The sequence below is a fragment of the Henriciella algicola genome, assembly GCF_003576245.1.
Classification (GTDB): domain Bacteria; phylum Pseudomonadota; class Alphaproteobacteria; order Caulobacterales; family Hyphomonadaceae; genus Henriciella; species Henriciella algicola.
This window is the reverse complement of sequence record NZ_QWGA01000006.1, coordinates 212,469-234,739: the sequence shown is the minus strand read 5'-3', so window position 1 is coordinate 234,739 and position 22,271 is coordinate 212,469. Positions and strand designations below refer to the sequence as shown.

General features: G+C 59.4%; 17 protein-coding genes and 1 tRNA gene. 11 read left to right on the top strand and 7 right to left on the bottom strand.

Translation table 11 applies throughout. The features are described from left to right. The first annotated feature begins 119 nt into the window (after positions 1–119). The 3 genes from D1222_RS09495 (at position 120) to D1222_RS09485 (ending at position 4,953) form a co-directional block, all read left to right on the top strand. Complete coding sequence (locus tag D1222_RS09495) at positions 120–3,050, top strand: TonB-dependent receptor domain-containing protein (protein ID WP_182481936.1); 2,931 nt, start codon at positions 120–122, stop codon at positions 3,048–3,050. Between the two features lie 213 nt (positions 3,051–3,263). Beyond that, a complete protein-coding gene (locus tag D1222_RS09490) occupies positions 3,264–4,064 on the top strand; it encodes an IclR family transcriptional regulator domain-containing protein (protein ID WP_119454017.1) in 801 nt (266 codons plus the stop codon). Positions 4,065–4,302: 238 nt separating this feature from the next. After that, positions 4,303–4,953 (top strand): response regulator transcription factor, encoded by a 651-nt coding sequence (locus D1222_RS09485; RefSeq protein ID WP_119454016.1) that lies wholly within the window; start codon positions 4,303–4,305, stop codon positions 4,951–4,953. Positions 4,954–4,973: 20 nt separating this feature from the next. Here D1222_RS09485 and D1222_RS09480 read toward each other — a convergent pair whose 3' ends face one another. The 4 genes from D1222_RS09480 to D1222_RS09465 form a co-directional block, all read right to left on the bottom strand. Beyond that, positions 4,974–6,731 (bottom strand): hybrid sensor histidine kinase/response regulator, encoded by a 1,758-nt coding sequence (locus D1222_RS09480; RefSeq protein ID WP_119454015.1) that lies wholly within the window; start codon positions 6,729–6,731, stop codon positions 4,974–4,976. Between the two features lie 129 nt (positions 6,732–6,860). Then, a complete protein-coding gene (locus D1222_RS09475; protein ID WP_119454014.1) occupies positions 6,861–8,669 on the bottom strand; it encodes a SulP family inorganic anion transporter in 1,809 nt (602 codons plus the stop codon). A gap of 19 nt (positions 8,670–8,688) precedes the next feature. Continuing rightward, on the bottom strand, positions 8,689–9,555 hold the full coding sequence (locus D1222_RS09470) for an MBL fold metallo-hydrolase (RefSeq protein WP_119454013.1): 867 nt from the start codon (positions 9,553–9,555) through the stop codon (positions 8,689–8,691). Next, complete coding sequence (locus tag D1222_RS09465; protein WP_119454012.1) at positions 9,555–9,905, bottom strand: ArsR/SmtB family transcription factor; 351 nt, start codon at positions 9,903–9,905, stop codon at positions 9,555–9,557. Before D1222_RS09465 ends, D1222_RS09470 begins: the two co-directional genes overlap by 1 nt. Positions 9,906–9,982: 77 nt before the next feature. On the opposite strand from D1222_RS09465, the gene D1222_RS09460 reads away from it, so the two are divergent. Next, on the top strand, positions 9,983–10,408 hold the full coding sequence (locus tag D1222_RS09460) for a YeeE/YedE family protein (RefSeq protein ID WP_119454011.1): 426 nt from the start codon (positions 9,983–9,985) through the stop codon (positions 10,406–10,408). A 5-nt stretch (positions 10,409–10,413) separates the two neighbouring features. Continuing rightward, on the top strand, positions 10,414–10,842 hold the full coding sequence (locus D1222_RS09455) for a DUF6691 family protein (protein WP_119454060.1): 429 nt from the start codon (positions 10,414–10,416) through the stop codon (positions 10,840–10,842). Here the strand turns inward: D1222_RS09455 and D1222_RS09450 are convergent. Then, positions 10,839–11,645 (bottom strand): enoyl-CoA hydratase/isomerase family protein, encoded by an 807-nt coding sequence (locus tag D1222_RS09450; RefSeq protein WP_119454010.1) that lies wholly within the window; start codon positions 11,643–11,645, stop codon positions 10,839–10,841. The genes D1222_RS09455 and D1222_RS09450 overlap by 4 nt on opposite strands. A gap of 194 nt (positions 11,646–11,839) precedes the next feature. On the opposite strand from D1222_RS09450, the gene D1222_RS09445 reads away from it, so the two are divergent. The 6 genes from D1222_RS09445 to D1222_RS09420 all read left to right on the top strand — a co-directional run bounded on the left by D1222_RS09445 (position 11,840) and on the right by D1222_RS09420 (position 18,127). Then, a tRNA-Leu gene (locus D1222_RS09445) sits at positions 11,840–11,924 on the top strand. 132 nt (positions 11,925–12,056) lie between these two features. Continuing rightward, positions 12,057–13,070, top strand: coding sequence for a helix-turn-helix domain-containing protein (locus D1222_RS09440; protein WP_119454009.1), 1,014 nt, complete (start codon positions 12,057–12,059; stop codon positions 13,068–13,070). A gap of 115 nt (positions 13,071–13,185) precedes the next feature. Further along, on the top strand, positions 13,186–15,540 hold the full coding sequence (locus D1222_RS09435) for a TonB-dependent receptor (protein ID WP_119454008.1): 2,355 nt from the start codon (positions 13,186–13,188) through the stop codon (positions 15,538–15,540). Between the two features lie 79 nt (positions 15,541–15,619). Further along, positions 15,620–16,480 (top strand): alpha/beta fold hydrolase, encoded by an 861-nt coding sequence (locus D1222_RS09430; RefSeq protein WP_119454007.1) that lies wholly within the window; start codon positions 15,620–15,622, stop codon positions 16,478–16,480. Further along, positions 16,480–17,781, top strand: coding sequence for a spinster family MFS transporter (locus D1222_RS09425; protein WP_119454006.1), 1,302 nt, complete (start codon positions 16,480–16,482; stop codon positions 17,779–17,781). The genes D1222_RS09430 and D1222_RS09425 overlap by 1 nt, the downstream gene beginning before the upstream one ends. A 97-nt stretch (positions 17,782–17,878) precedes the next feature. Further along, positions 17,879–18,127, top strand: a complete 249-nt coding sequence (locus D1222_RS09420; protein ID WP_147371850.1) for a hypothetical protein — start codon at positions 17,879–17,881, stop codon at positions 18,125–18,127. A gap of 108 nt (positions 18,128–18,235) precedes the next feature. Here D1222_RS09420 and D1222_RS09415 read toward each other — a convergent pair whose 3' ends face one another. Both D1222_RS09415 and D1222_RS09410 read right to left on the bottom strand, forming a co-directional pair. Further along, positions 18,236–20,875 (bottom strand): TonB-dependent receptor, encoded by a 2,640-nt coding sequence (locus D1222_RS09415; RefSeq protein WP_119454004.1) that lies wholly within the window; start codon positions 20,873–20,875, stop codon positions 18,236–18,238. 117 nt (positions 20,876–20,992) lie between these two features. After that, positions 20,993–22,195 (bottom strand): acyl-CoA dehydrogenase family protein, encoded by a 1,203-nt coding sequence (locus D1222_RS09410; protein ID WP_119454003.1) that lies wholly within the window; start codon positions 22,193–22,195, stop codon positions 20,993–20,995. Positions 22,196–22,271: the final 76 nt, after the last annotated feature.

The window sequence follows — 22,271 nt, the reverse complement described above, 5'->3', positions numbered from 1 at the left end:
ATACGTACAATAACGTGAGCCAGAAGGGGGTTTTCATGTCTAAAGTGTATGTATGGAATAGTAAGCAGGGCGGCGGAGTGACGCGTGCGCTGCTTCGGGGGGCTGCGAAGGCGCCTCTGGTGGCCTTGATTGCTGCCGCGCCGCTCGCGGCCGTCGCGCAGGGCGCCGATGACGTCGAGCGCGTTGAGGCCGTGGAAGAGGACAGCCGGGTTGAAGAAACCATCGTTGTCACTGGCTCGCGGATCAGCAATCCGAACCTGACATCGCCTAGTCCGGTCACCACGGTCGGCGCAGACCAGATCCAGGCGCGCGGTACCGTTCGCGTCGAAGACATGCTGAACACGCTGCCACAGATCAACCCTTCAGAGGGTGCCGGTCGCGCCAACGAAGCGGCTGGTACGGCAAATGTCGACCTGCGCGGCCTCGGCGCGGAGCGCACGCTCGTCCTCGTCGATGGCCGCCGTCTGCCATATGGCTCGCCAGTGTCTGCACCCGCAGACCTCAACCAGATCCCGTCCATGCTCGTAGAGCGTGTCGAAGTTCTGACCGGCGGTGCATCGGCAGTTTATGGCGCTGACGCTGTGGCCGGTGTCGTCAACTTCATCATGAAGGACGACTATGAAGGCCTTATGGCTGACGTTCAGGTCGGTACCTATCAGACGGCCAATAGCAGCGGCCGCCTGGAAAGCACGCTCCGTCAGTTCAACCAGCCCGTTCCAGATTCCACGTCGGACGGCGAATCGATCGATGTGAACCTCATCTTCGGTCTGAACGGCGACAATGGCCGCGGCAACATCACCAGCTACTTCAATTACAAGAAGCAGAATGAAGTGCTGCAGGGGGATCGCATCAGCAGCGCCTGTGCGCTCGGTTTCAGCAATGGAAATTTCACGTGTAGCGGTTCGGGCACGACCTTCCCGGGCCAGTTCACCAGCTTTGGTGGCGGCGCGGTTCCATTCTCCTTCACGCTTGATGAGAATGGCGGCATCCGTGACTACAATCCGGCGACCGATACCTACAACTTCGCTCCCCTCAATCACTTCATCCGCCCGAACGAGCGCTATTCCTTCGGCGCGCTGGCTCGCTACGATATCAGCGACAAGATTGAGGCGTACGGGTCTTTCGCGTTCACCAATGACGTGACGACCGCTCAGATTGCCCCAGCGGGCAACTTCTTCCAGACGAGCACAATCAACTGTGACAACCCGCTCCTCTCGGCTGAGCAGGTTCAGGTCATCTGTCTGAACAATGGTTACAGCCCGACGGCGGCCAATATCGCCGACCGCAACGCGCCGCTCCAGATTGGACGTCGCAATGTGGAAGGTGGCGGTCGCCAGAACGAAACCGAGCACACGTCTTTCCGCGTCCTCGGCGGTTTCCGCGGCGACCTCGACAATGTCTGGTCCTATGACGTCTACGCGCAGTACTCGCAGGTTCAGTACAGCGACAAGGCGGCCAACTTCTTCAATCTCGACCGCGTTGCCGACGCGCTTGAGGTTCGGATCGACCCAGCGACGGGCGCCCCTGCCTGTCAGGTCGCGATCGACGGCACCGACACCAATTGTGTGCCCTATGACATCTTCTCGCTTGGCGGCGTGACGCAAGAAGCGCTTGATTACATCCAGGCGCCGGGCTTCCGCGAAGGTGAAGTTACCCAGGAAGTCTTCAGCGCCGTCATTACTGGCGACCTCACCGATTACGGCATCGTCATGCCATGGGCCGAGACCGGTGTGCAGACGGTGTTCGGTGCAGAATATCGCGATGAGTATCTGACGCAGACCAATGATGCGCTTACCCGCGACGGCAAGCTCGGCACGGCACGCGCAGATGTTGCCGGCGGTGTCAGCGTGTATGAGTTCTTCACCGAAGTTCAGGTACCGATTGTCGAGAACCGTCCTGGTATCGATGAGCTATCGGTCACGGGCGCTTATCGCTTCTCTGACTATTACGAGACGACGGGCGAACAGAGTACCTACGCAGCAGGCCTGACCTATGCGCCGGTTTCTGATTACCGCTTCCGGGCCCAGTTCCAGCGCGCGACCCGCTCGCCAAACCCTCTGGAGCTGTTCGCACCGCAGTCGCCGTTTGAGTTCACCCTGCCGACAGGCGCCAACGGCCTCTATGATCCATGTGCGGGTGCAAACCCTGCCGCAACACTCGAGCAGTGTGCACGTACCGGCGTCACCGCTGCCCAGTATGGCAATATCGCCGATAATCCGGCAGGTCAGTTCCGCAACATCAGTGGCGGTAACCCGGACCTCGAGGTGGAGAAGTCCGACACGTTCACGATCGGTGTGGTTGCAACGCCAGCTTTCGTGCCGGGGCTGACGGTTTCGATCGACTATTTCGACATCACGGTCGAAGACTTTATCGGCAGTGTGCCGGAAGAGCAGTCGATCAATCAGTGTCTCACCACGGGCGATGCCTTCTTCTGCGGTCTAATCAATCGCGGCAGCAATGGCGAGCTGTGGGCAAGCCAGGATGCGTTCGTTATCGCAACCAATGTGAACACCGGTTCGCTTGAAACCTCCGGTATCGACGTTGCGGCCAGCTATGGCTTTGACATTGGCGAGTATGGCTCTGTCGACGTCAGCTATCTGGCTACCTTCCTCGACAAGCTGGACAAGGAGCCACTGCCAGGTCTCGGCGTCATCGAGTGCGCGGGTTACTTCGCCTCGACCAACGCCTCCTGCGGTACGTCCAAGCCAGAATACCGTCACAATATTCCGGTGACCTGGAATATGCCTTGGGGCGATGCATCGCTGACGGCAACGTGGCGTCATATCGGTGCGGTTGATCTGGTTGGAGCAACGCAGACCAACGTCAACACGACGCTGGATGAGCGGAACTATCTCGACCTCTTCCTGCGCACGACCATTCGCGAGAATATCGGCTTCCGTGTCGGCGTGAACAATGTGTTCGACAAGAACCCGCCGGTCAGCACCAATGTCGGTTCGGCTGGTGGTTCATTCGGTAACGGGAACACCTTCCCGCAAGCCTATGACGCACTTGGCCGGTTCCTGTTTGCCGGTGTGAACGTCGAGTTCTAGGGCGAGTTGGATTAACCAATCTGGTTGGGGGCGCAGCTCTGCGCCCCCGATCCTTTGCCGGCCAGCGGCTCCGACTGGAAGCGCTGACATGAATTATCCTGAAATTATGGTAGAAAAAATGTCAGGATAAGCTGCTGTTGCCTTTCGACCGATCAATCGAGGGAATTGAACGAAGCGCGAAACCAGCTAGCTATATTTGCGAGAGAGGGACTCGTGACAGATAATATAAACGATCAAATTGATGATAATGATCGCGACTATGTTGCGACATTGGCGCGAGGCCTCGACGTCATCTGCGCATTTACACGCTACACGCCGAGAATGACTTTGAGCGAGGTGGCGAAAGCGACAGGCATGACGAGTGCTTCTGCGCGCCGCATTCTGCTGACGCTGGTTCGTGAGGGTTACGCAGAGAAAACAGACCGTGTTTTTTCGCTCCGCCCGAAAGTCCTGCAGCTCGGTTATTCAGCCCTGTCCTCAGTTGGCATGCTGGAAGTCGTCCAGCCGATCATGAACGAGCTCAGCCAGTCGACGCAGGAGTCGATCTTCACTGCCGTTCTGACAGGTGACGATGTTACGTATCTGGCGCGGTCCACGCCTGATCAGGTCATGGCCGTCAGCTACAATGTGGGCAAAAGATTGCCTGCCTATGCGGTGTCTACGGGACGCGTCCTGCTCGCCTATGAGAGCGAAGAGGTGCAGGAGCAGTATCTGGCGCGGGTGAACCTCAAGCAGTTTCAGTCCAATACCGTCGTTTCCAAGGTGCGCCTCCGCGAAATACTCATGGAGACCCGGCAGCTTGGCTACTCACTCGTTGATGAAGAGCTTGAGCCTGGCGTGCGCTCGATTTCGGTGCCGATACGTGACGTGAACAATCGCGTCATCGCAGCGCTCAATGCATGCTGTCCATCGGTACGTTTCTCTGTCGAGGAGATGCGCGGACAACTTGCTCCAAAGCTTCAGGATGCCGTTGCGAAGATCAATCGGTCCTTCGTGACCGGACCGAGTTTCTGACGCCGATCACCTGCAAGACGTGAGGCACTAAAGCTTCTTCGCTACCGCCGGTGCCAAGCAGCCGAGCGCTATACTTCGAAATGTCAGAGGGTCGAATTCAGCGTAAAGTTCAATAACAGAGCGTTTTGACGCATCTGGCTCAATTCTTGCTGACCTTTAAATGCAGATATACTAGAAACTGTAATACTGATTACAGTTCGACGTAGCGCAGTCGCTTCAGAGGCGAGGGTTTACCGGTTTGGCAGAGCGCGCAGGCACCATCGCGATCATCGACGATCACGACCTGTTCTTGCAGGGGCTCGCGCTCATCGTGCAGCGCGATTTTCCGAGCTTCACGGTCGATACTGTTACGGAAGCCTCATCCATTCTGGATAGTCTGTCGCGTGGGGCCAAGTTCGATTTAATCATCTGCGACCTCATCATGAGCGAGATGAACGGCCTCGCCTTCGTCGATACGATCCGCAGGCAGGGCTCGCGCATCCCGGTGCTTATGTTGTCGGGCATCAATTCCGCACCGCCCATCGCCGAGATGCAGGCTGTTGGCGCGAATGGTTTCATTCACAAATCTCAGGGCAGCCGCGCCTTGAGCAATGCTGTCGATTATGTGCGCGCCCACTCGTTCGGTTTTAAGGATTTCAGCGAGGCCTCTTCGGGTGCCGGTATGGCGGATACCGATATCGACAGGTTCCCAGATCTTCCCAAGCTCGGTGACCGCCAGATAGAAGTGCTGAAACTGCTATGTGGAGGCGGGCAGAACAGCGAGATCGCGCGTGCGCTGTCGATCAGCGAAAACACCGTCAAGACGCATCTGAAATACATCTTCGTTGAGTTGGGCGTCAGCCGGCGCACCGAATGTGTGCAGCGCGCTCAACAACTGGGCCTCATCTAACCCATTCCGCAGTCTGCAGCTCAGGCGAACTGTTTGTCTGAGCTGATGAGCAGTTTGCGCAGCATGTTGCGCAGATCGTCGGGTGCCACGGGTTTCAGCATGACCTGTATGCCAAGCCCTGAAACCTCATCTTCTATGTTCGCGATGTCACCGGTCATGAGAATGGCAGGTGTTTGCTGTCCTGCCAGATCCCGCAATTGCCTGATCACCTCAACGCCGTCGTCAAGCCCGGCGCCGAGACGCCGGTCGACGAGCAGGATGTCGGGTGATTGCGCGCTCGCGCTGAGTAGCTTGGCCGCTTGCAGCCCATTCGCGGCGGTGTAAGTCCGGCAGCCCCAACTGGTCAGGAGCGCGTTCATTCCGTCTCTTACGGGTTTCATATCGTCGATGACGACGCAAAACGGGGCAGCGTCAAAAGATGCGGGCTTTTGCGGTCGCTCATGAGGGATAACGGCCGCTGCATGCGCTTCGGGCAGGGCGAGCAACCAGCGTGTCCCCTGTCCGGACGCAGAGTCGAGCCTCAACTCAATATCGAGGAGGGAGGCCAAGCGCTTGACGATGGAAAGCCCGAGGCCGAGGCCGGGCTTCGCCGACTGGCCAGTGGGGGTGAGCCGCACATATTCTTCGAAGACACTGTCTTGCAGATCCTTCGGTATCCCTGGCCCCGTATCCGCAATCTCGATGACCGGTCTATTCTCGGCAGTTTCGAGCCTCAGGATAACCTTGCCGGGCACCGGTGTGTAACGGAGTGCATTCGACAGCAGATTGGCGATGATCCGGCTGAGCAGCACAGGGTCAGTTTTCGCGAAAACCTGAGGCGTTTCAGTTTCAAAGCTCAGGCCTTCGATTTCGGCTTGCGTCGCAAACTGCTGCAGCAGCGGTGAGAGTATGGCCGAGACATCCACCGGCTGCACGTCTGGCACGACCGCGCCGCTATCGATCCGCGTGATATCGACGATGCCGCGCAACAGGTCGCTCAACCCTTGCCGGGTTGCGTCAATCTGATCGAGAAGCTCCTTCTGGCGCCCGTTTGTCAGTTCGTTGCGGAGGGTTTCGATGAAGAAGCCCTGTGCGTGTAGCGGTTGCGACAGGTCATGACTGGTTGCCGCCAGGAAGCGGGTGCGCTCCTCGCTGGCTTTCTCAATCTGCTTGTTACGCTCGACAAGCTGGTCGGTCAGCGCCTGATTGCGGCGGGCGATAATGCCGTCACGCGTGTCACGGTCGGTCTGGCCGCTGACCATGATACCGAAGAGATAGTATAGAATGATGCCAATCGCGGCCATTTGCGTGCCGCCATCCAGGGCGTAAATCCAGTAGGCGGCGAAGGGCAGGATCGTACAGCTTGCGAGCGCGATGAAGCCTGGCCTGTATTCCGAGCCCGGGAGCATGCCGCCAACGGTTATCGCAAAGACCATATTGCTGGCGACAAAGAGCGATAAGAGGTCGTTCCCATCGACCTGCAGACAGGCAAAGGCCGCCCAGATCAAACCGGTCAGTGAGCAGACCACAATATGACCGCGCAAGTATCGTCTGTAGTTGTTTGCCGTGAGCGCGCCGCGCGGATTTAGCCTGGCATGCCCATAGGTGACGGCCACCATTGCCGAGGCAACACAGAACCAAAGCGCCGCAAACTCGGTCTTGCCGAAGGCGACGATCATAATCGTCAGATAGATGATTACCGCTTCAACAAACAGGCACGAGCGAACGACATTCGCACGTAGAAGGCGCGCCTGCTCAAGCTCAATCCGTAGCGCGTCTGTCTGCTCTGGTGTCTGCATGTCCCCCACACCTAGTCCGGCGACGTTATCTCGGCATTCGCATTGGACTCGCTGAAAGCTTGCGACGATCCGCAGCTCCACACAAGCGTTTACAAGGTCGAAACGGACAGCTTTCGAGCGAGTTGATTTCTAGACCCGCTCCAGTCCTGCAAGTGTGAGGGAGGGGCAGGGGATGGCTTCGGGGCTGGTGGTCTTGGCGTCCTTGCTAAAGGCGGCCTGTACGCAGTCGAGGTCTAAATCCTCCATGGCGTCATAGGTGTTGAGATAGACATTGCCGCTCAGCTCATCGAGGAAATGCGAGCGTTGCAGCCGGTCCATGACGGGGCCTTTGACCTCTGAGAGGTGGAGTTTGATGCCTGCATCCCGAAGCCGGAGATTGATGGCTTCGAGGCTTTCCAGACCGCTCGCGTCGATCCGGTTCACGGCTGAGCACATGAGAACGAGGTGTTTGAGGTCCGGCCTGTTGCTGACCACGCAATAGGCGGTGTCCTCAAGAAAGCGGGCATTCGCGAAATAGAGGCTCTCATCGATCCGGATGGTGAGGACCGTGTCGGAGATGACCACGCGGTGGCGGTTCACATTGCGGAAGTGGTGGGTGCCCGGGACCTGTCCGACGAGGGCAAAGTGCGGGCGGCTGGTATTGTAGAGATGAAGGAAGAGCGAGAGGCCGACGCCTGTGGTCACGCCAAGCTCCACACCAGCGAATAGCGTGACGAGGATGGTCGCGGCCATCGCGCTGAAATCAGACTTTGAATAGGACCAGACCTGGCGGAGCGCCTTGAAGTCGACGAGCGACAGGACGGCGACGATGATGGTCGCGGCCAGTACTGCTTGCGGCAGGAAGAAGAGATAAGGCGTCAAAAAGAGGGTCGCGAGGCCGATGCCGACAGCGGTGAAAGCGCCTGCGGCCGGGGTTTCAGCGCCTGCGTCAAAGTTCACGGCAGAGCGGGCGAGACCACCCGTGACCGGGTAGCCACTCGAGATGCCTGCTGCGAGGCTGGAAACGCCGAGGCCGACCAGTTCCTGATCCGGGTCCACGCGCTGACGGCGCTTGGCGGCGAGCGTCTGGGCCACCGAGACCGACTCCACGAAACCGATCAGGCTGATCAGAGCTGCAGAACCTAAAAGCTGCATCCAGATTTCGCGGTCAAAAGCCGGAAGGCCGATTTCAGGCAGATTGCGCGGCACCTCTCCGAGGATGCGGACACCGTCCTCATCAAGCTGAAAGAATGCGACGGCGAGGATGCTCGCGACTACGGCGAAGACCGGTCCGGTGCGCGTAATGATGGCTGCGGCTTTTTCCGGCAGGCCAAGTTTGATCAGGGCAGGCTTCAGGAATTTGCGCGAGCCAAACAGGAAGATGAGCGAGGCGGCGCCGATGATGAAGGTCGGCGCGTTCGTTTCGCCCACATTGGCAATGAGGGATGTGACGATCTCCAGCAGGTTTCCGCCGCCTGCATTGATGCCGAGAATGTGTTTCAGCTGGGACGCCGCGATAATGATGCCCGAGGCCGTGATGAAGCCGGAGACGACAGGGTGGCTGAGGAAGTTGGCCAGAAACCCGGCGCGCAACAGGCCGAGCACCAGAAGGATCGCCCCTGACAGGAAAGCGAGGATCAGCGCGGCCTGTATATAGGCCTCGCTGCCTTGTGGTGCGATCTTGCTGGCGGCGGCCGCCGTCATCAGGGAGAGGATCGCCACGGGGCCGACGGCCAGCGTCCGGCTGGTGCCGAAGATGGCATAGGCGACCAGCGGCAGGATGGACGCGTAGAGCCCGACCTGAGGCGGAAGGCCCGCCAGCATCGCATAGGCCAGCGATTGCGGGATCAGCATGATCGTCACGATCACCGCCGCAATCAGATCGTTGATCAGCGTGTCGCGGCGGTAGTCGCGGCCCCATTCGAGTATGGGGAAATATCTGGCGGCTCGGAATGCCATGTTCGGCGTCCTTAAGGGGTTAGAGCGCGTTGATCGGGATCTTCATGTAGCGTTTGCCATTCTCCTCGGCGGGCGGCATTTCGCCAGCGCGCATATTGATTTGCACCGATGGCAGGATGAGTTTTGGCATGGCGAGTGTGGCATCGCGCTCGATGCGCATCTTTACAAACTCTTCTTTCGAGATGCCCGTATGGACGTGTTTGTTGTGCGCCTTCTCCTCGGCGATCGTCGTCTCCCACACATACTCATCGCGGCCGGGAGCCTTGTAGTCGTGGCAGAGGAAGACGCGCGTATCGCCGGGCAGGGCAAAGAGCTTCTGAATCGAGTCGTAGAGCGTGCCGGCGTCTCCGCCCGGGAAGTCACAGCGCGCGGTGCCGAAGTCAGGCATGAAAATCGTATCGCCGACGAAGAGCGCGTCACCGATCAGGTGGCTCATGCAGGCGGGGGTGTGGCCCGGCGTGTGGATGGCGCGGGCGTCGATATTGCCGATCTTGTAGGTCTCACCATCCTTGAACAGATGGTCGAACTGGCTGCCATCGGTGTGGAATTCTTGGCCTTCATTGAAGATCTCACCGAAGACTTTCTGAACCGTGGCGATGTGCTCACCGATGCCGGTGCGCCCGCCTAGCTGGCTCTTGATGTAAGGCGCGGCGGTCAGGTGGTCGGCGTGGACATGGGTGTCGATGATCCAGTCGACGGTGAGGCCGGCTTCCTTCACGAATGCGATCATGACGTCCGCCGAATCCGTCTTTGTGCGGCCGGATGCCTGGTCGAAGTCGAGCAGCGAGTCGACGATGGCTGCCTGCTTTGTTGCCTTGTCCCAGACCACATAGCTGATCGTGTTCGTGGCCTCGTCAAAGAAGCCTTTTACGTCGGGTTTCCTCATCATTTTTCTCCTTCGGGCTCAGCCTCGAAGCGGACGTCCGGGTCCGCTTTAGAGCCGAGCATCACCGTGCAGATTGCGTCGACCAGCGCATGAACGCGTGCATCGACCAGCGAATAGTGAACGACCTTGCCATCCCGGCGGGCTGAGATGATGTCTTCCTCGCGCAGCTTGGCGAGTTCCCGCGAGAGCCGGGGCTGGGGAATTTCGAGCTGTATCTCGAGTTCGCCAACACTCATCTCGCCGCCGCGAAGCTGGCAGCAGACCATGAGCCGGTCCGGATGCGACAGGGACTTCAGAAGCGTCGTCGCCTCGCGGGCGAGCGGCTCCATGTTTTTCACATCCTTGATCATAGCGAGGTCCGATACATCTTGCGCAAAGTCACTTTACATTTTACATAAGCGTAAATTGTTAGTTTGGGAAGTCGAAAGTGGAAGATTTCACACCTATCAGCGCCAGCATCGGCGGAGCCTTAATTGGCCTCTCTGCCGTCCTGCTCATGGCGTTTCACGGACGGATCGCGGGGATCAGCGGCCTGTTCTCCGGCACAGTCTTCGCGGCCAAGGGTGACCGTAGCTGGCGCGTCTTCTTTGTGTTGGGGTTGGTGGCGGCGCCGCTCGTCTACTGGTTGGCGGCAGCTGAGAAGCCTGCGTTTGATTTAGAGGCAGGCTGGCCGCTTATCATTGCTGGCGGCTTGCTGGTCGGCTTTGGCACGCGGCTCGGTTCGGGTTGCACGAGCGGACATGGCGTCTGCGGCCTGTCGCGCCTGTCGCCGCGGTCCATGGTGTCGGTCGTGCTGTTCATGGCCGCCGGTATGGCGACCGTCGCGCTTCTCAAACCCCCGATTGGAGCCTGATGCATATGGCACGTAATCTCATGGCCCTTCTGGCAGGCCTCACCTTTGGTCTCGGGCTGGTTATCTCGCAAATGGTCAACCCGGCAAAAGTAATCGCCTTCCTCGACCTCTTCGGGAATTGGGACCCGTCGCTCGCCTTCGTGATGGGCGCCGCGCTCATCGTGACGGCGATTGGCTATCGCTTCGTCTGGCTGCGCCCGCGTCCCGTTCTGGCAGAGAGCTTCCAGGTGCCGGGCAACCGCAAGGTCGACGCGAAGCTCGCGACAGGCGCTGTCCTGTTCGGCATCGGTTGGGGCCTTGTCGGTCTCTGCCCCGGGCCAGCGATCGCAGCGCTCACGATTGGCGGCGTTCCAGCGCTCGGTTTCCTTGCGGCGATGGCGGCAGGCATGCTGGCGTTCGAGGTGTTCGACCGGCGCGCCGCAAAACCAGCCTAGCGGCCTTTGAAGGCAGGCGGGCGTTTCTCCAGAAAGCTCGCCACGCCTTCCTTGTGGTCCTCGGTCTGCATCAGCGCGCGAATAGTCTCAATTGCCCAGCCGCCTAGCTCGCGCGGGTCGCCATAGGTCCCCTTGCGGATGCCTTCCTTCATGTAGCGAAGCGCGAGCGGCGGGTTCTCTGCAATACGCGCGGCGAGCGCTCTTGCCTCATCCATCAGCTGCTCATGCGGAACAGTGCGGGTGACGAGGCCGATGCGCTCTGCCTCCTGCGCGTCGATGACGTCGCCGGTAAAGAGTAGCTCGGCGGCCTTGGCTGGCCCGACAATCGAGGGCAGGCGGTAAAAGCCACCCACATCGCAAACGAGCCCGCGCTTGATGAACATTTCGGAGAACTTCGCCTTGTCTGAGGCGATGCGGATATCGGCATAGAGCGCAAGTTCCATGCCCCAGCCGATGGCGGCGCCATTGATGGCCGCAATCAGAGGCTTGTCGCATTCCAGCGCAGCCATCGCGGCAGGGGTCGGCTGGTGGCGGACGGTTGGGGACTTTGGTGCCGCGTCCTTGGGCTTCGGCGCGGCCATGATCTCGCGGACATCATCGCCAGAACAGAAAGCGGGGTCAGCCCCGGTCACGATCACGCAGCGAACATCGGCGTCAGTCACGGATCGGCGCAGCGCGCGCTCCAGCCGGTCATAGGCATCGAAATTGAGCGCATTGCGCCGCTCTGGCCGGTTCAGGGTGATGGTCGCGATATGATCCTTGACCTCATAAAGGACGCTGGCGGCGGTGTCTGTCTCTGACATGGTGGTCTCTCCCTGCGGTGTATCAGACGCCTGCTCTTGCGGCGGCGTTCATCTCCCAGCGCTAGCGGGCTGACGCATGGGAGGGTCAAGCGCTGTTTTGCCCGCAGAAATAAGTTGCCGTTTGCTGCCCATCTCACTGGAATTTCGCGTTGACCTCAGCGCGCAGCAGTCCTATCAACCCGCCTTCCGAAAGTGCCCAGGTGGCGGAACTGGTAGACGCGCACGGTTCAGGTCCGTGTGGAGCAATCCGTGGAGGTTCGAGTCCTCTCCTGGGCACCATTTTCGGGTTTGTTTTCCATGATAATTCAGCTGCTTACGCAGGGGCATAGGCCCGGCGTGAATTGTGGTATACTTTCGTGAGACCCGCTTTCGCGGATCGCTGTACAGTTTCGTCAGAGTATACGCAGGCCGATGTCCAGAGCATTTGTAGAGATCGGGGATATCCAGCCGCTCGTTGATGCAGCGGTTGAGCATGGCGTCGATCTTGCGCCTTTCATACAGCGCTCAGACGAGGGCGGCGACGCCAGGATCGAGATCGCTGACTATTTCCGCATCCAGAGATCGCTGGCGCTCGCGTCTGACGACCTCACGGCTGTCATCTCCAGCCGGAAGCTGACCTTCAAGACGGGTCAGTTTCTCATCGCTCAAATGCAGAATGCCACCTCGCTGATGGCGACGATCGAGATCCTCGCCGAGCATATGAACATGATGCATGGCGATACCTATAACTCGGTCAGGTTCGGCGACAGCAGGCTGGCGCTGATCATTGATGACAGCCATTTTCCGTATCGCTCACGTGAGAATACCGACTTCGTTGAGCTGGTCGGCGACTGCCTGACGATCAAGATCCACTGCCTGCTCGATAGTCTGACCGAAGGGGCGGCGAGTGCAGCGCTGCGGCGGATCAAGCTCAAGCGGCGGCGCGGCGAGACGCGTCGGCCGCAAAACGCATTCTGGTCGGTCCCGCTCGAATATGGCGCGCCAGCCTATGAGCTCATCTACGATTTCGACCTTGCCTGCGCACCGCTCCAGATCCGCGAAGCCGTCGATATGAGTACGGACGGGCTGTTCTCACGCGTCATCAGCCACCTCGATACGCGTGATGCGATTGACGGAGAGCGCAGCATTGCGGCGCGCACCCGCGACCTCTTGGAGGATGGCCTTTCGCGCCAGTCAGACGTGGCGCGAAAGCTGGATATCAGCGTCGCAACACTGCGCCGGCGCCTGTCAGAAGAGGGCGTGCAATTCCGCGATCTCCTGCTTGAGACGCGCCTCCTGCGCGCGGAAGGCATGCTGAAACGCGGTGCTTCCGTGGCACAGGCGACCGAGGCACTGGACTATTCCGACATCCGCGCTTTCAACCGCGCCTTCAAGCGCTGGAAGGGGAAAACGCCCGCCGCGTTCGCGCAGGATTTCCAGTCCTGAACCTATCTGCTTGAGCGAAAGTGTTCACTGGCCTTGACGATAAGTGTCATGGCGGCGAACCGGCAAGATGAGACACCTGCCTGCAATGCGCGAAGATGCATGAAGGGAGGATATCATGAAACTTTGTACCCCGCATTCCGCTCGCCTGGCGCTCGTCTCGGTCATTGCTTTGACTGCCGGCATGGCTGCTAGTGCCCAGAACGATACTGTCGCTGGCGATACAGCCGAAGAGGCTCAGGACCAGCGCCGCTTCAACACGGTGACTGTCACCGCCCAGCGCCGTGAGCAGAGCCTTGTCGACGTTCCGCTGTCCGTTTCAGCTTTCGATGGCGAGCTTCTGGCAGACCTCGGCGTGGCTGACCTGACAGAAGTCGCGAAAATCTCGCCGAACGTGACGCTGGAAGTGTCCCGCGGCACGAACACCACGCTCTCGGCCTTTATCCGCGGCGTTGGCCAGCAGGACCCAGTCGCAGGCTTTGAGGCTGGCGTCGGCATCTATGTCGATGACGTCTACCTCAACCGTCCGCAGGGCGCTGTGCTTGATGTCTATGACGTTGAGCGCGTCGAAGTCCTGCGTGGCCCACAAGGCACGCTCTATGGTCGCAACACGATTGGCGGCGCGATCAAATATGTCACGCGCGGTCTTTCGGATGAGCCGACCTTTGAAGCCAATGTCAAAGTCGGTAGCTACAGCCAGCTTGATGGCGTCCTGACCACATCGCTGCCAGTGACGGACACTTTCCGTGTCGGCGCAGCTGTTGCGAGCTTCAACCGCGACGGCTTCGGTGAAAACCGGATCACCGGCGAAGAGAACTATAACAAGGAGCTCTTCGGTGCGCGTGTTTCAGCCGAGCTCGACCTTGCGGACAACTTCCAGGTTCGCGCTGCCGCGGACTATTCGCTGGACAAGTCCAACGCCCGTCAGGGCCACCGTCTGATCCCGGACCAGTTCCCGCCTTTCACCTATCCGGTGCTTGGCGACGTGTATGACACGCGCGCTGGCCTGAACGCAGTTGACCAGCGCGTCGAGGCCTATGGTGGGTCGCTCATTGCAGAATGGGAACTCAACGACAACTGGACGATCAAGAATATCCTGGCTTACCGCGAGGATGAAAGTACCTCGCCGATCGACTTCGACTCGCTGCCAGAAGCCGATGTCGACGTCCCGGCGATCTATGAGAACGATCAGTTCTCCGAAGAGCTTCAGTTCCTCTATTCAGGCGACCGCCTGAACGGCCTTATCGGCGTCTACTATCTCGATGCGAACGCCTCGACCGTGTTTGACGTCCTGTTGGCGACGACGGGTGATCTGCTGAGCCTGCCGGGTCTGAATGCGCAGACTTTCGGTGATGTAGGCACGGAGACCTGGTCGATCTTTGGTGACTTCACCTATGATCTGACAGATCGCTGGTCGCTCTCGCTCGGTGGTCGCTACACCGAAGATACGCGTTCCTCGATTGTGCAACGTCGTACATATATCGGTGGGTTCTCTGAGTTCTTCGGTGGTGCTGGCATTCCAATCGCGACCACGTCGAACTTTGAAGGTGAAGCGACCTTCGATGATTTCAGCCCGCGCGTATCGCTTAGCTATGCGATTACGCCAGAATCCAACCTGTACGCGACCTACTCGCAGGGCTTCAAAGGTGGCTCCTTCGACCCGCGCGGCCAGACGACGGCAGCACCGGACCTCAATCAGGACGGGGTGGTTTCTTCGGACGAGATTTACACCTTCATGCAGTTCGATCCGGAAGAGGTCGATTCCTACGAGGTCGGTTACAAGGCAAGCCAGCTTGGCGGCCGCGTCAATTACAGCCTGGCCGGTTTCTACTCCGACTATAAGGACGTGCAGGTGCCGGGCTCCATCGGTGTCGATACCGATGGCGACGGCGTCAACGACTCCTTCTCGGGTGTGACCACGAATGCTGGCGCCGCCACGATTTGGGGCGTCGAGTTCGAAGGCACGGCAACGCTTGCCGAGGACATGGCCCGTGCAGGCGACCTCCTGAACCTAGGCTGGTCTGTCGGCTATCTGGATGCACAGTATGACGAGTTCATCGATGCATTCGGCAATGATGTCTCCGACCAGCGCGTGATCCAGAATACGCCAGAATGGACTGCAAACGGCCGGATTTCCTATGACACGCCATTCGCTGGGGGCAATCTGCTTCTCAACACGCAGCTTTCCTATCGCGGTGAGTCCAGCCAGTTCGAAGTGCCGAACCCGTTCCTCGACCAGGAAGCGTTCACACTGTGGGATGCCAGCATTCGCTGGGAAACCGAGGACGGCCGCTGGGGCTTCAGCCTGACCGGCAAGAACCTCACCGACGAAGAGTACATCGTCGCGGGCTATAACTTCGTGACGGTGAACCCGAACGGGACGTTCACGCCAACGCTCGGTCTCGAAGGCACGCTGACAGCCTTCTACGGCGATCCGCGCACGGTGACCGCCGGTATCGACTACCGGTTCTAGTCAGATCTCTCCTCCCAAGGGGTGCGGCGGGCGCCAGTTCGTGCCGGCCGCACCCTGATTTTTACGGCAGGGGCCTGCTTTGAGCGATATTCACTACACGTCCGCCGACGGTCTCGACCTGTTTGCGAAATCCTATGGTCCGGAAGATGCTCCGCTCAGCGTGCTCTGTATGCACGGGCTGACGCGCAACCATAAGGACTTCGAGCCGATGATTGAGCGGCTTGGGCCTCAATACCGTTTTATCGCGGTCGATGTTCGCGGGCGCGGCCAGTCGGACTGGTCGAGCAAGCCTGAAACCTATTCGCCGCAAATCTATGCGCAGGATATGTTCGCGCTCGCTGACCAGCTTCGGCTCTCCCGCATGGCGTTGATCGGAACCTCCATGGGCGGCCTCATGGCCATGATCATGGCAAAGGTTGCGCCAGAGCGGATCAGCGGCATGGTCCTTAACGATGTCGGCCCCGTGGTGAACCCGGCAGGCCTTGCGCGTATTGCTGTCTATTCGAAGAACCCCAAGCCGGCCCCGACATGGCAAGCAGCGGCCGGGAAGGTGAAAGCCGCGCAGGCCGACGCCTTTCCGGGCTTTGGCGATGATGACTGGATGGCATTTGCAAAGCGGACATGGCGTGAGGAGCTAGACGGCTCTGTGCGCGCAGACTACGACCCCGAAATCACGCGCTCCCTCGGTGAGGCGAAGGCGGGGCTGATGACCAGATTTGCGATGTGGCGTTTGTTTGGGTCACTGAAATCCATCCCGCTTCTGATCCTGCGCGGCGAGATGTCTGACATCCTGACGACATCGACCGCTAAACGGATGGCGCGCCGGCATCCAGACAGTGAGCTGGTAACCATTCCGGATCGTGGCCACGCACCTCTGCTTAATGAGCCCGCCGCCATCCGCGCCATTTCGACATTCCTTCAGCGACTGGAGACCAAGTGATGAGCCAGCAAGCAGCCGCCCCGAGCACCAGATCAGTCCCCGGGCGCGCCTGGGTGCTTGCTGTCCTGACCCTTGTCTACACGTTCAACCATGTCGACCGGCAGATTCTCATCACCGTCATTGAACCGATCAAGGCAGAGTTCGGCTTCTCCGACGGGCAGATTGGCTGGCTGACGGGGCTCGCCTTCGCCGCGCTGTACGCCACGCTGGGTATTCCGGTCGCCATGTGGGCGGACCGGGGAAACCGGCGCAATATCATCGCGCTCGCGCTCACCATCTGGTCCGGCATGACGGCGCTGTCGGGCTTCGCGCAGAACTTCTGGCATCTCTTCCTTGCTCGCATGGGCGTGGGCATTGGCGAGTCCGGTGGCACGCCGCCCGCGACCAGCATGATCGCAGACCTCTATCCGCCCCAGCAGCGGGCCTTTGCGCTTGGCGTCTATACCTGCGGCATCGGCTTCGGGATCATGATCGGCTACATCCTCGGCGCCTATGTCTACGCACATTTCGGATGGCGTGCGGCTTTCTTCGCTGCCGGTATTCCGGGGCTTGTCCTCGCCCTGCTGGTCCGTTTCACCGTGAAGGAGCCGGTGCGCGGTTTCTCTGACGCGAGCCAGCCGACTGAGGACGCGCCGGGCTTTGGCGAGACCATGAAGTTCATGCTGAGCCAGCGGAGCTACATGCTCATCCTGCTTGGCTGTCTTCTCATCTGTATTTCGGCCAACGCCTTCGTCGCCTTCACCTCAAGCTATCTGCAACGCACATTTGATCTGCAGCCACAGGATGTTTCCTTGCCGCTCGGGCTTCTCATCGGCGGCGTCGGCGGGGCAGGGGCCATGATCCTTGGCGCGACCTGTGATCGGCTCTCAACCAGGGATTTGCGTTGGCGCCCGTGGATCATTGCCGCGACCAGCGCCATAGCGCTGCCATTTGCCTGGATGTTCCTAAGCGCGCGGACGGTTGAGATGGCCTATGTCTGGAACATCGTTCCGAGTTTTGTTGGTCTAATCTACGCTTCCATCGCCTATACAGCGACGCAGGAGCTGGTTCGGGTCAGGATGCGCTCGGTCGGCGCCGCCTTCACCCTGTTCTGCCTGACCCTTATTGGCATCGGCGGGGGACCGCTCATCGCGGGCACAATCAGCGATTATTTCGCGGCGGCCGGTCATGCGAGCCCACTTGCAGATGCGCTGAAGGTCATTCTGGGTTTCAATGCAGCCAGTATCGTCTGCCTGGTCTTGGCGGCGCGCTACTACCGCGATGATGCAGCGCGCGCCATGAAGGCAAGTATCGACGCCTGACCCTCCGCACACGAACCTGTTCGCGCTACAGGCGAAGAGGGCTGGACAACCTCTGATCGTGCTGATTAGCGTAATCGCGGGGACACTGGGGGATTTTATGAAACTGAGTATTCTGGATGGGGATACCGTCCTGCTTAACATTGAGGACCATCGGGTCGATCTGCCAAGCTCGGAACGAGAGCGTGCAACGTCCATGATGCTGTTGAGCGAAGCGCTCGTGCTGCTGGCGAACGCCTGTGAGGCAGACGCGATTGAGGAAGCCGCGTCCGAAATGAGCGACTCGATCCGCGCCAGCATGACGGTGCGTGTACGCGCTGACGAAATTACCGAGAAAACCAAGCACTAAGCGCTGAAGGCGGTGCGCCTTCAACGTGTCATTCCAACCGACAACAAAAAAGTGCCGACCCGTTTGGGTCGGCACTTCTCATTTGTCACGAGGTGGTCCTCTTCCGGCTTAGAACCGGTAAGAGAGACTGGCGCCATAGGTCCGCGGCTTACCGGCAAAGCGCATGATCACGTTCGCGTTCGAGGTGATCTGCTGCCAGTAATACTCGTCAGTGAGGTTTTTGCCCCAGAGCGAGACTTCCCAGCCATCATTGATCGAGTAGAGGGCGATCGAGCCGTTGAGCAGGCCGTAGGAGTCGATGTCGTACAGCTCATTGTCCGGATCGCCTGCCGTGGAGTCGCTTTGCCAGCGGCCGTTAAGTGCAGCCGAGAAGCCAAGGCTGTCATTCAGCGGACGATCATAGAGGAAGGTCAGGCTTGCTGCCGTTTCCGGGCTGTAGAGGAACGGGTCGCCCTGAACATTGGTCGGGCGGCCAGCGAAATCGAAGGTGTCGAAGCTACCATACTCGGTGTTGAGCAGCGTGAGGCCGCCGATTGCCGTCAGATTGTCCGTCAGCAGCCAGGTGATCTCAGCGTCAAGACCGTAGGCTTCAGCTTCCGGAGCGTTCTGGAGCTGCGAGAGCGCCGTGTAGATCGGATCCGGGAAGAACTGTGCGCCCTGCTTGTCAGTGTAGTCATAGTAGAACAGGGCAGCGTTCGCCTGCATGCGGCCGTCGAGAAGACCAGCCTTCATGCCAACTTCATAGGCAAGAAGGCTTTCCTGCGTGGCCGGGAAGTTCTGCTCTGCCTTGGAAGCAGCGTTCACAGGCGTTGCAGCCGACTTGTAGCCCTTTGAGACCGACGCGAAGAGCAGGAGGTCTTCGAAACGCTCTGGCGTGTAGTTCGCCACGACGCGCCAGGAAACATTGTCTTCCTTCACATTCGAGTCGACCGGGCCGAACGTGTTCTGGATGTTGCTGTAGGTGTTACAGCCATTCTCTAGCAGCGGCGCTGGCGGCACGTTCACATCCGGATAGAAACCGACAAAGAAGAAGCGGTTGAAGATGTTCACGTTTGGCTGCATCGAACCGTCAATGTCGGCCGAACAGCCAATATAGTCCTGCTCATCCTCGGTATAGCGGATACCGGTGATCAGTTCCCATTCAGGGGTGAGGCGCCAGTTGGCGTTCGCGAAGATACTGGCGCTGGTCGACTCAAACTGGCCGATGTCCTGATACTTCTGGAACGAGCCGAGGATCTCAGCCGGCGAGTAAGGCAGGCCGGTTTCAGGATCGACATTCAGCGAATTGATGAACGCTGTCTGCTGGGCGATTGCCGCGGCGTAGGCCGCAGGGTTTGCCTGCTGCAGCTGGATCAGGGCCGGGTTGAGAAGGCGCAGCGTGTTCTCGGTGTCGTAGGCAAGACCGGTTGCGACAGCGCTGATGAAGTTGCTGTTCGCATTGTCACGCAGCAGCGTCTGGTTGGAGTCGGTGATCTCATCCTTGGAGTAGTAAGCGCCGACCATCCAGTCTGCGATACCGTTGGAGCCCTCAAGGCGGATTTCCTGGCTGAACGACTCGATTTCAGCGTCGATGTCCTGCAGCAGGATGGCGGCAGGTGCGCCGGACCAATCCAGAAGCGCTTCACGTTCCAGCTCGTTATAGCCCGTCAGCGACACGATACGCATGCCGTTGTCGAGGCTCCAGTCGATGCCGAGCTTGTAGGCATTGAAGGTGGAGTCTTCTTCAAGCGGTCCGCTGAAACCTGCGATACCGAACTCGCTGCCAGCGCGTGCGCCAAGCGGGGCCCAGTCTGCCTGCTCGGCAGAAGTCGGGTTGTTGTTGATCACATAGTCGACGACACCGGCCGCGTTTGCGCCTGCGCCACCGCCAGCGAATGGGCTGAACGGGTTGGTTGCTGGCGTGAGGCCGATTGCCTGACCGCCAATGGTGTCAGACTTGTTGGTCCAGCCATTCCAGGACAGGTCGACGTCGAGATTGCTGGTCGGCTGCCAGGCAAGGGCTGCACGGAAGCCGAGCTTGTCGATCTTGCCGCGCTCTTCGTTCGGGCGCGTGTCGGAGCGCTGCCAACCTTCATCGCTCGTTTCCTGACGGGCAGCCAGGCGGAACTGGAGCGTGTCAGCGATCGGCAGGTTGATCATGCCCTCATAGTTGAAGGTTTCGTAATTACCGACATCGGCCACAGCGAAGGCTTCAAATTCATCGGAAGGCTTGTTGGTGACGACGTTGATAAGACCAGCCGTCGTGTTGCGGCCGAAGAGGGTGCCTTGTGGCCCCTTCAGGACTTCGACGCGGTTCACATCGAACACAGGGCCGGAGTTCATGAACGGGAACGGGTAGGCGACTTCGTCAACATAGGTACCGACCGTGGAGGTCGCCGACACGTTGATCGTGTTAAAGCCGATGCCACGCAGCGTGTAGGTCGGCACGCCCTGATAGGACTGCGACACCGAGAAGCTCGGGATAACCGATTGCAGGTCATCAACGCTGTCAACGCGGAGGTCTTCGATCTGGTCTTCACCAAACGCCTGGATCGACATCGGAACGTCGAGGACCGATTCTTCGCGGCGCTGTGCCGTCACCTGGATCGAGGTGAGCCGGCGTTGCGATTCCTCTGGTGCAGGCTGCTGCGTCGTGGCGACGGTTTCGTCGTTTGCCGTTTCCTGAGCAAAGGCCGGTGACAGTCCCGCCGCGAGCGCAATGGCTGTGCTCGAGATGAGGGTGTGGCGTAAAGTTACTTGTTTGATCAAATTTTCCTCCCTGGATCCGGATTTTTTTTCCGGCCATTATTTTGCTAGGCAAGAGTCTTCAAACCTGCGCCTCGGCACAAGCTATCGGAAATGACAGGTCTCTATGTTTATTGGGTCTCAGAGGCCGAGTAGCAGCTTGGCCATGACGTTCCGCTGAACCTCGTTTGAGCCGCCATAGATAGAAGCAGCGCGGTTGTTGAGGTAGCGTGGCATGGCCGTCAGGCTATGCTCAGGGCCAATAGGTTCCACATTCGACCCCGGCTGGCGCGCGGCCATCTGCTCGACATTGCCGTAGAGTCCCGCTGCCTCGATGCCGAGCGTATCGATCCGTTGCATCATCTCGGTCCGCGCCGTTTTGAGCATCGACGACGCGGCGCCCGGATTCTTGCCGCCTGCGAGGGCGGATGCCACGCGCTGCTCGGTTACCGTGATCGCTTCCAGAGCGATCTTGGTATCAGAAAAGCGGCGCTTGAAAGCCGGATCGCTTGCAAGCGGCTTCCCGTCCGAACCAGCTTCGGCATGAGCCATGATGCGGACGCGTTCGAGGGCCGCCTCGATGCCAGCTGATGAGCCGCCGCCGCGCTCAAACTCGAGCAGGTACTTTGCGACAGTCCACCCATCATTCTCTTCGCCGAGACGACCTGATTTCGGCACGCGCACATCGTCGAAGAAAACCTGGTTCACTTCATGCTCGCCAGCCATGGTGATGATGGGCTCAACGCGAATGCCGGGTGTGTTCATGTCCAGCAGAAGGAAAGTGATGCCCTGCTGCGGCTTTCCTTCAGTCGATGTGCGAACGAGGCAGAACATCTTGTTGGCGTGATGGGCCTGCGTCGTCCAGATTTTCGAGCCGTTCAGGATGTAGTCGTCGCCGTCTGAAACTGCACGCATCTGGAGGCTGGCAAGGTCAGAGCCAGAGCCCGGCTCTGAATAGCCCTGACACCAATAATCCTCACCCTTCAGAATGCGTGGCAGGTAATAGGCTTTCTGCTCTTCCGTGCCATAGCCCATGATGCATGGGCCGACCATCTGCAGGCCCATAGGCGAAAGCGGCGGCGTGCCAGCCTTCGCGCATTCAGATGAGAAAATGTATTTCTGCATCTCATCCCAGCCGGGGCCGCCATACTCTTTCGGCCAATGAGGCGCTGCCCATCCTTTTTCGTTGAGGATTTTCAGCCAGGGCAGGTTGTGCTGCGGTTCGCTGAAAGAGCTGGTGGTCAGACGGCCCGCCTGTGCGAGTTCAGGCGGAAGCTTCTCGGCAAGGAAGGTGCGGACTTCTTCGCGAAACAGTTCGTGCTTCTTTTCCAGTGCCAGCTTCATCCCTTACGCCCTTTTCTTTGATTATCGGTGTCGACTTATCTCTGCGACATGCTTGCAGAATAGCCCGTGCGGGGAC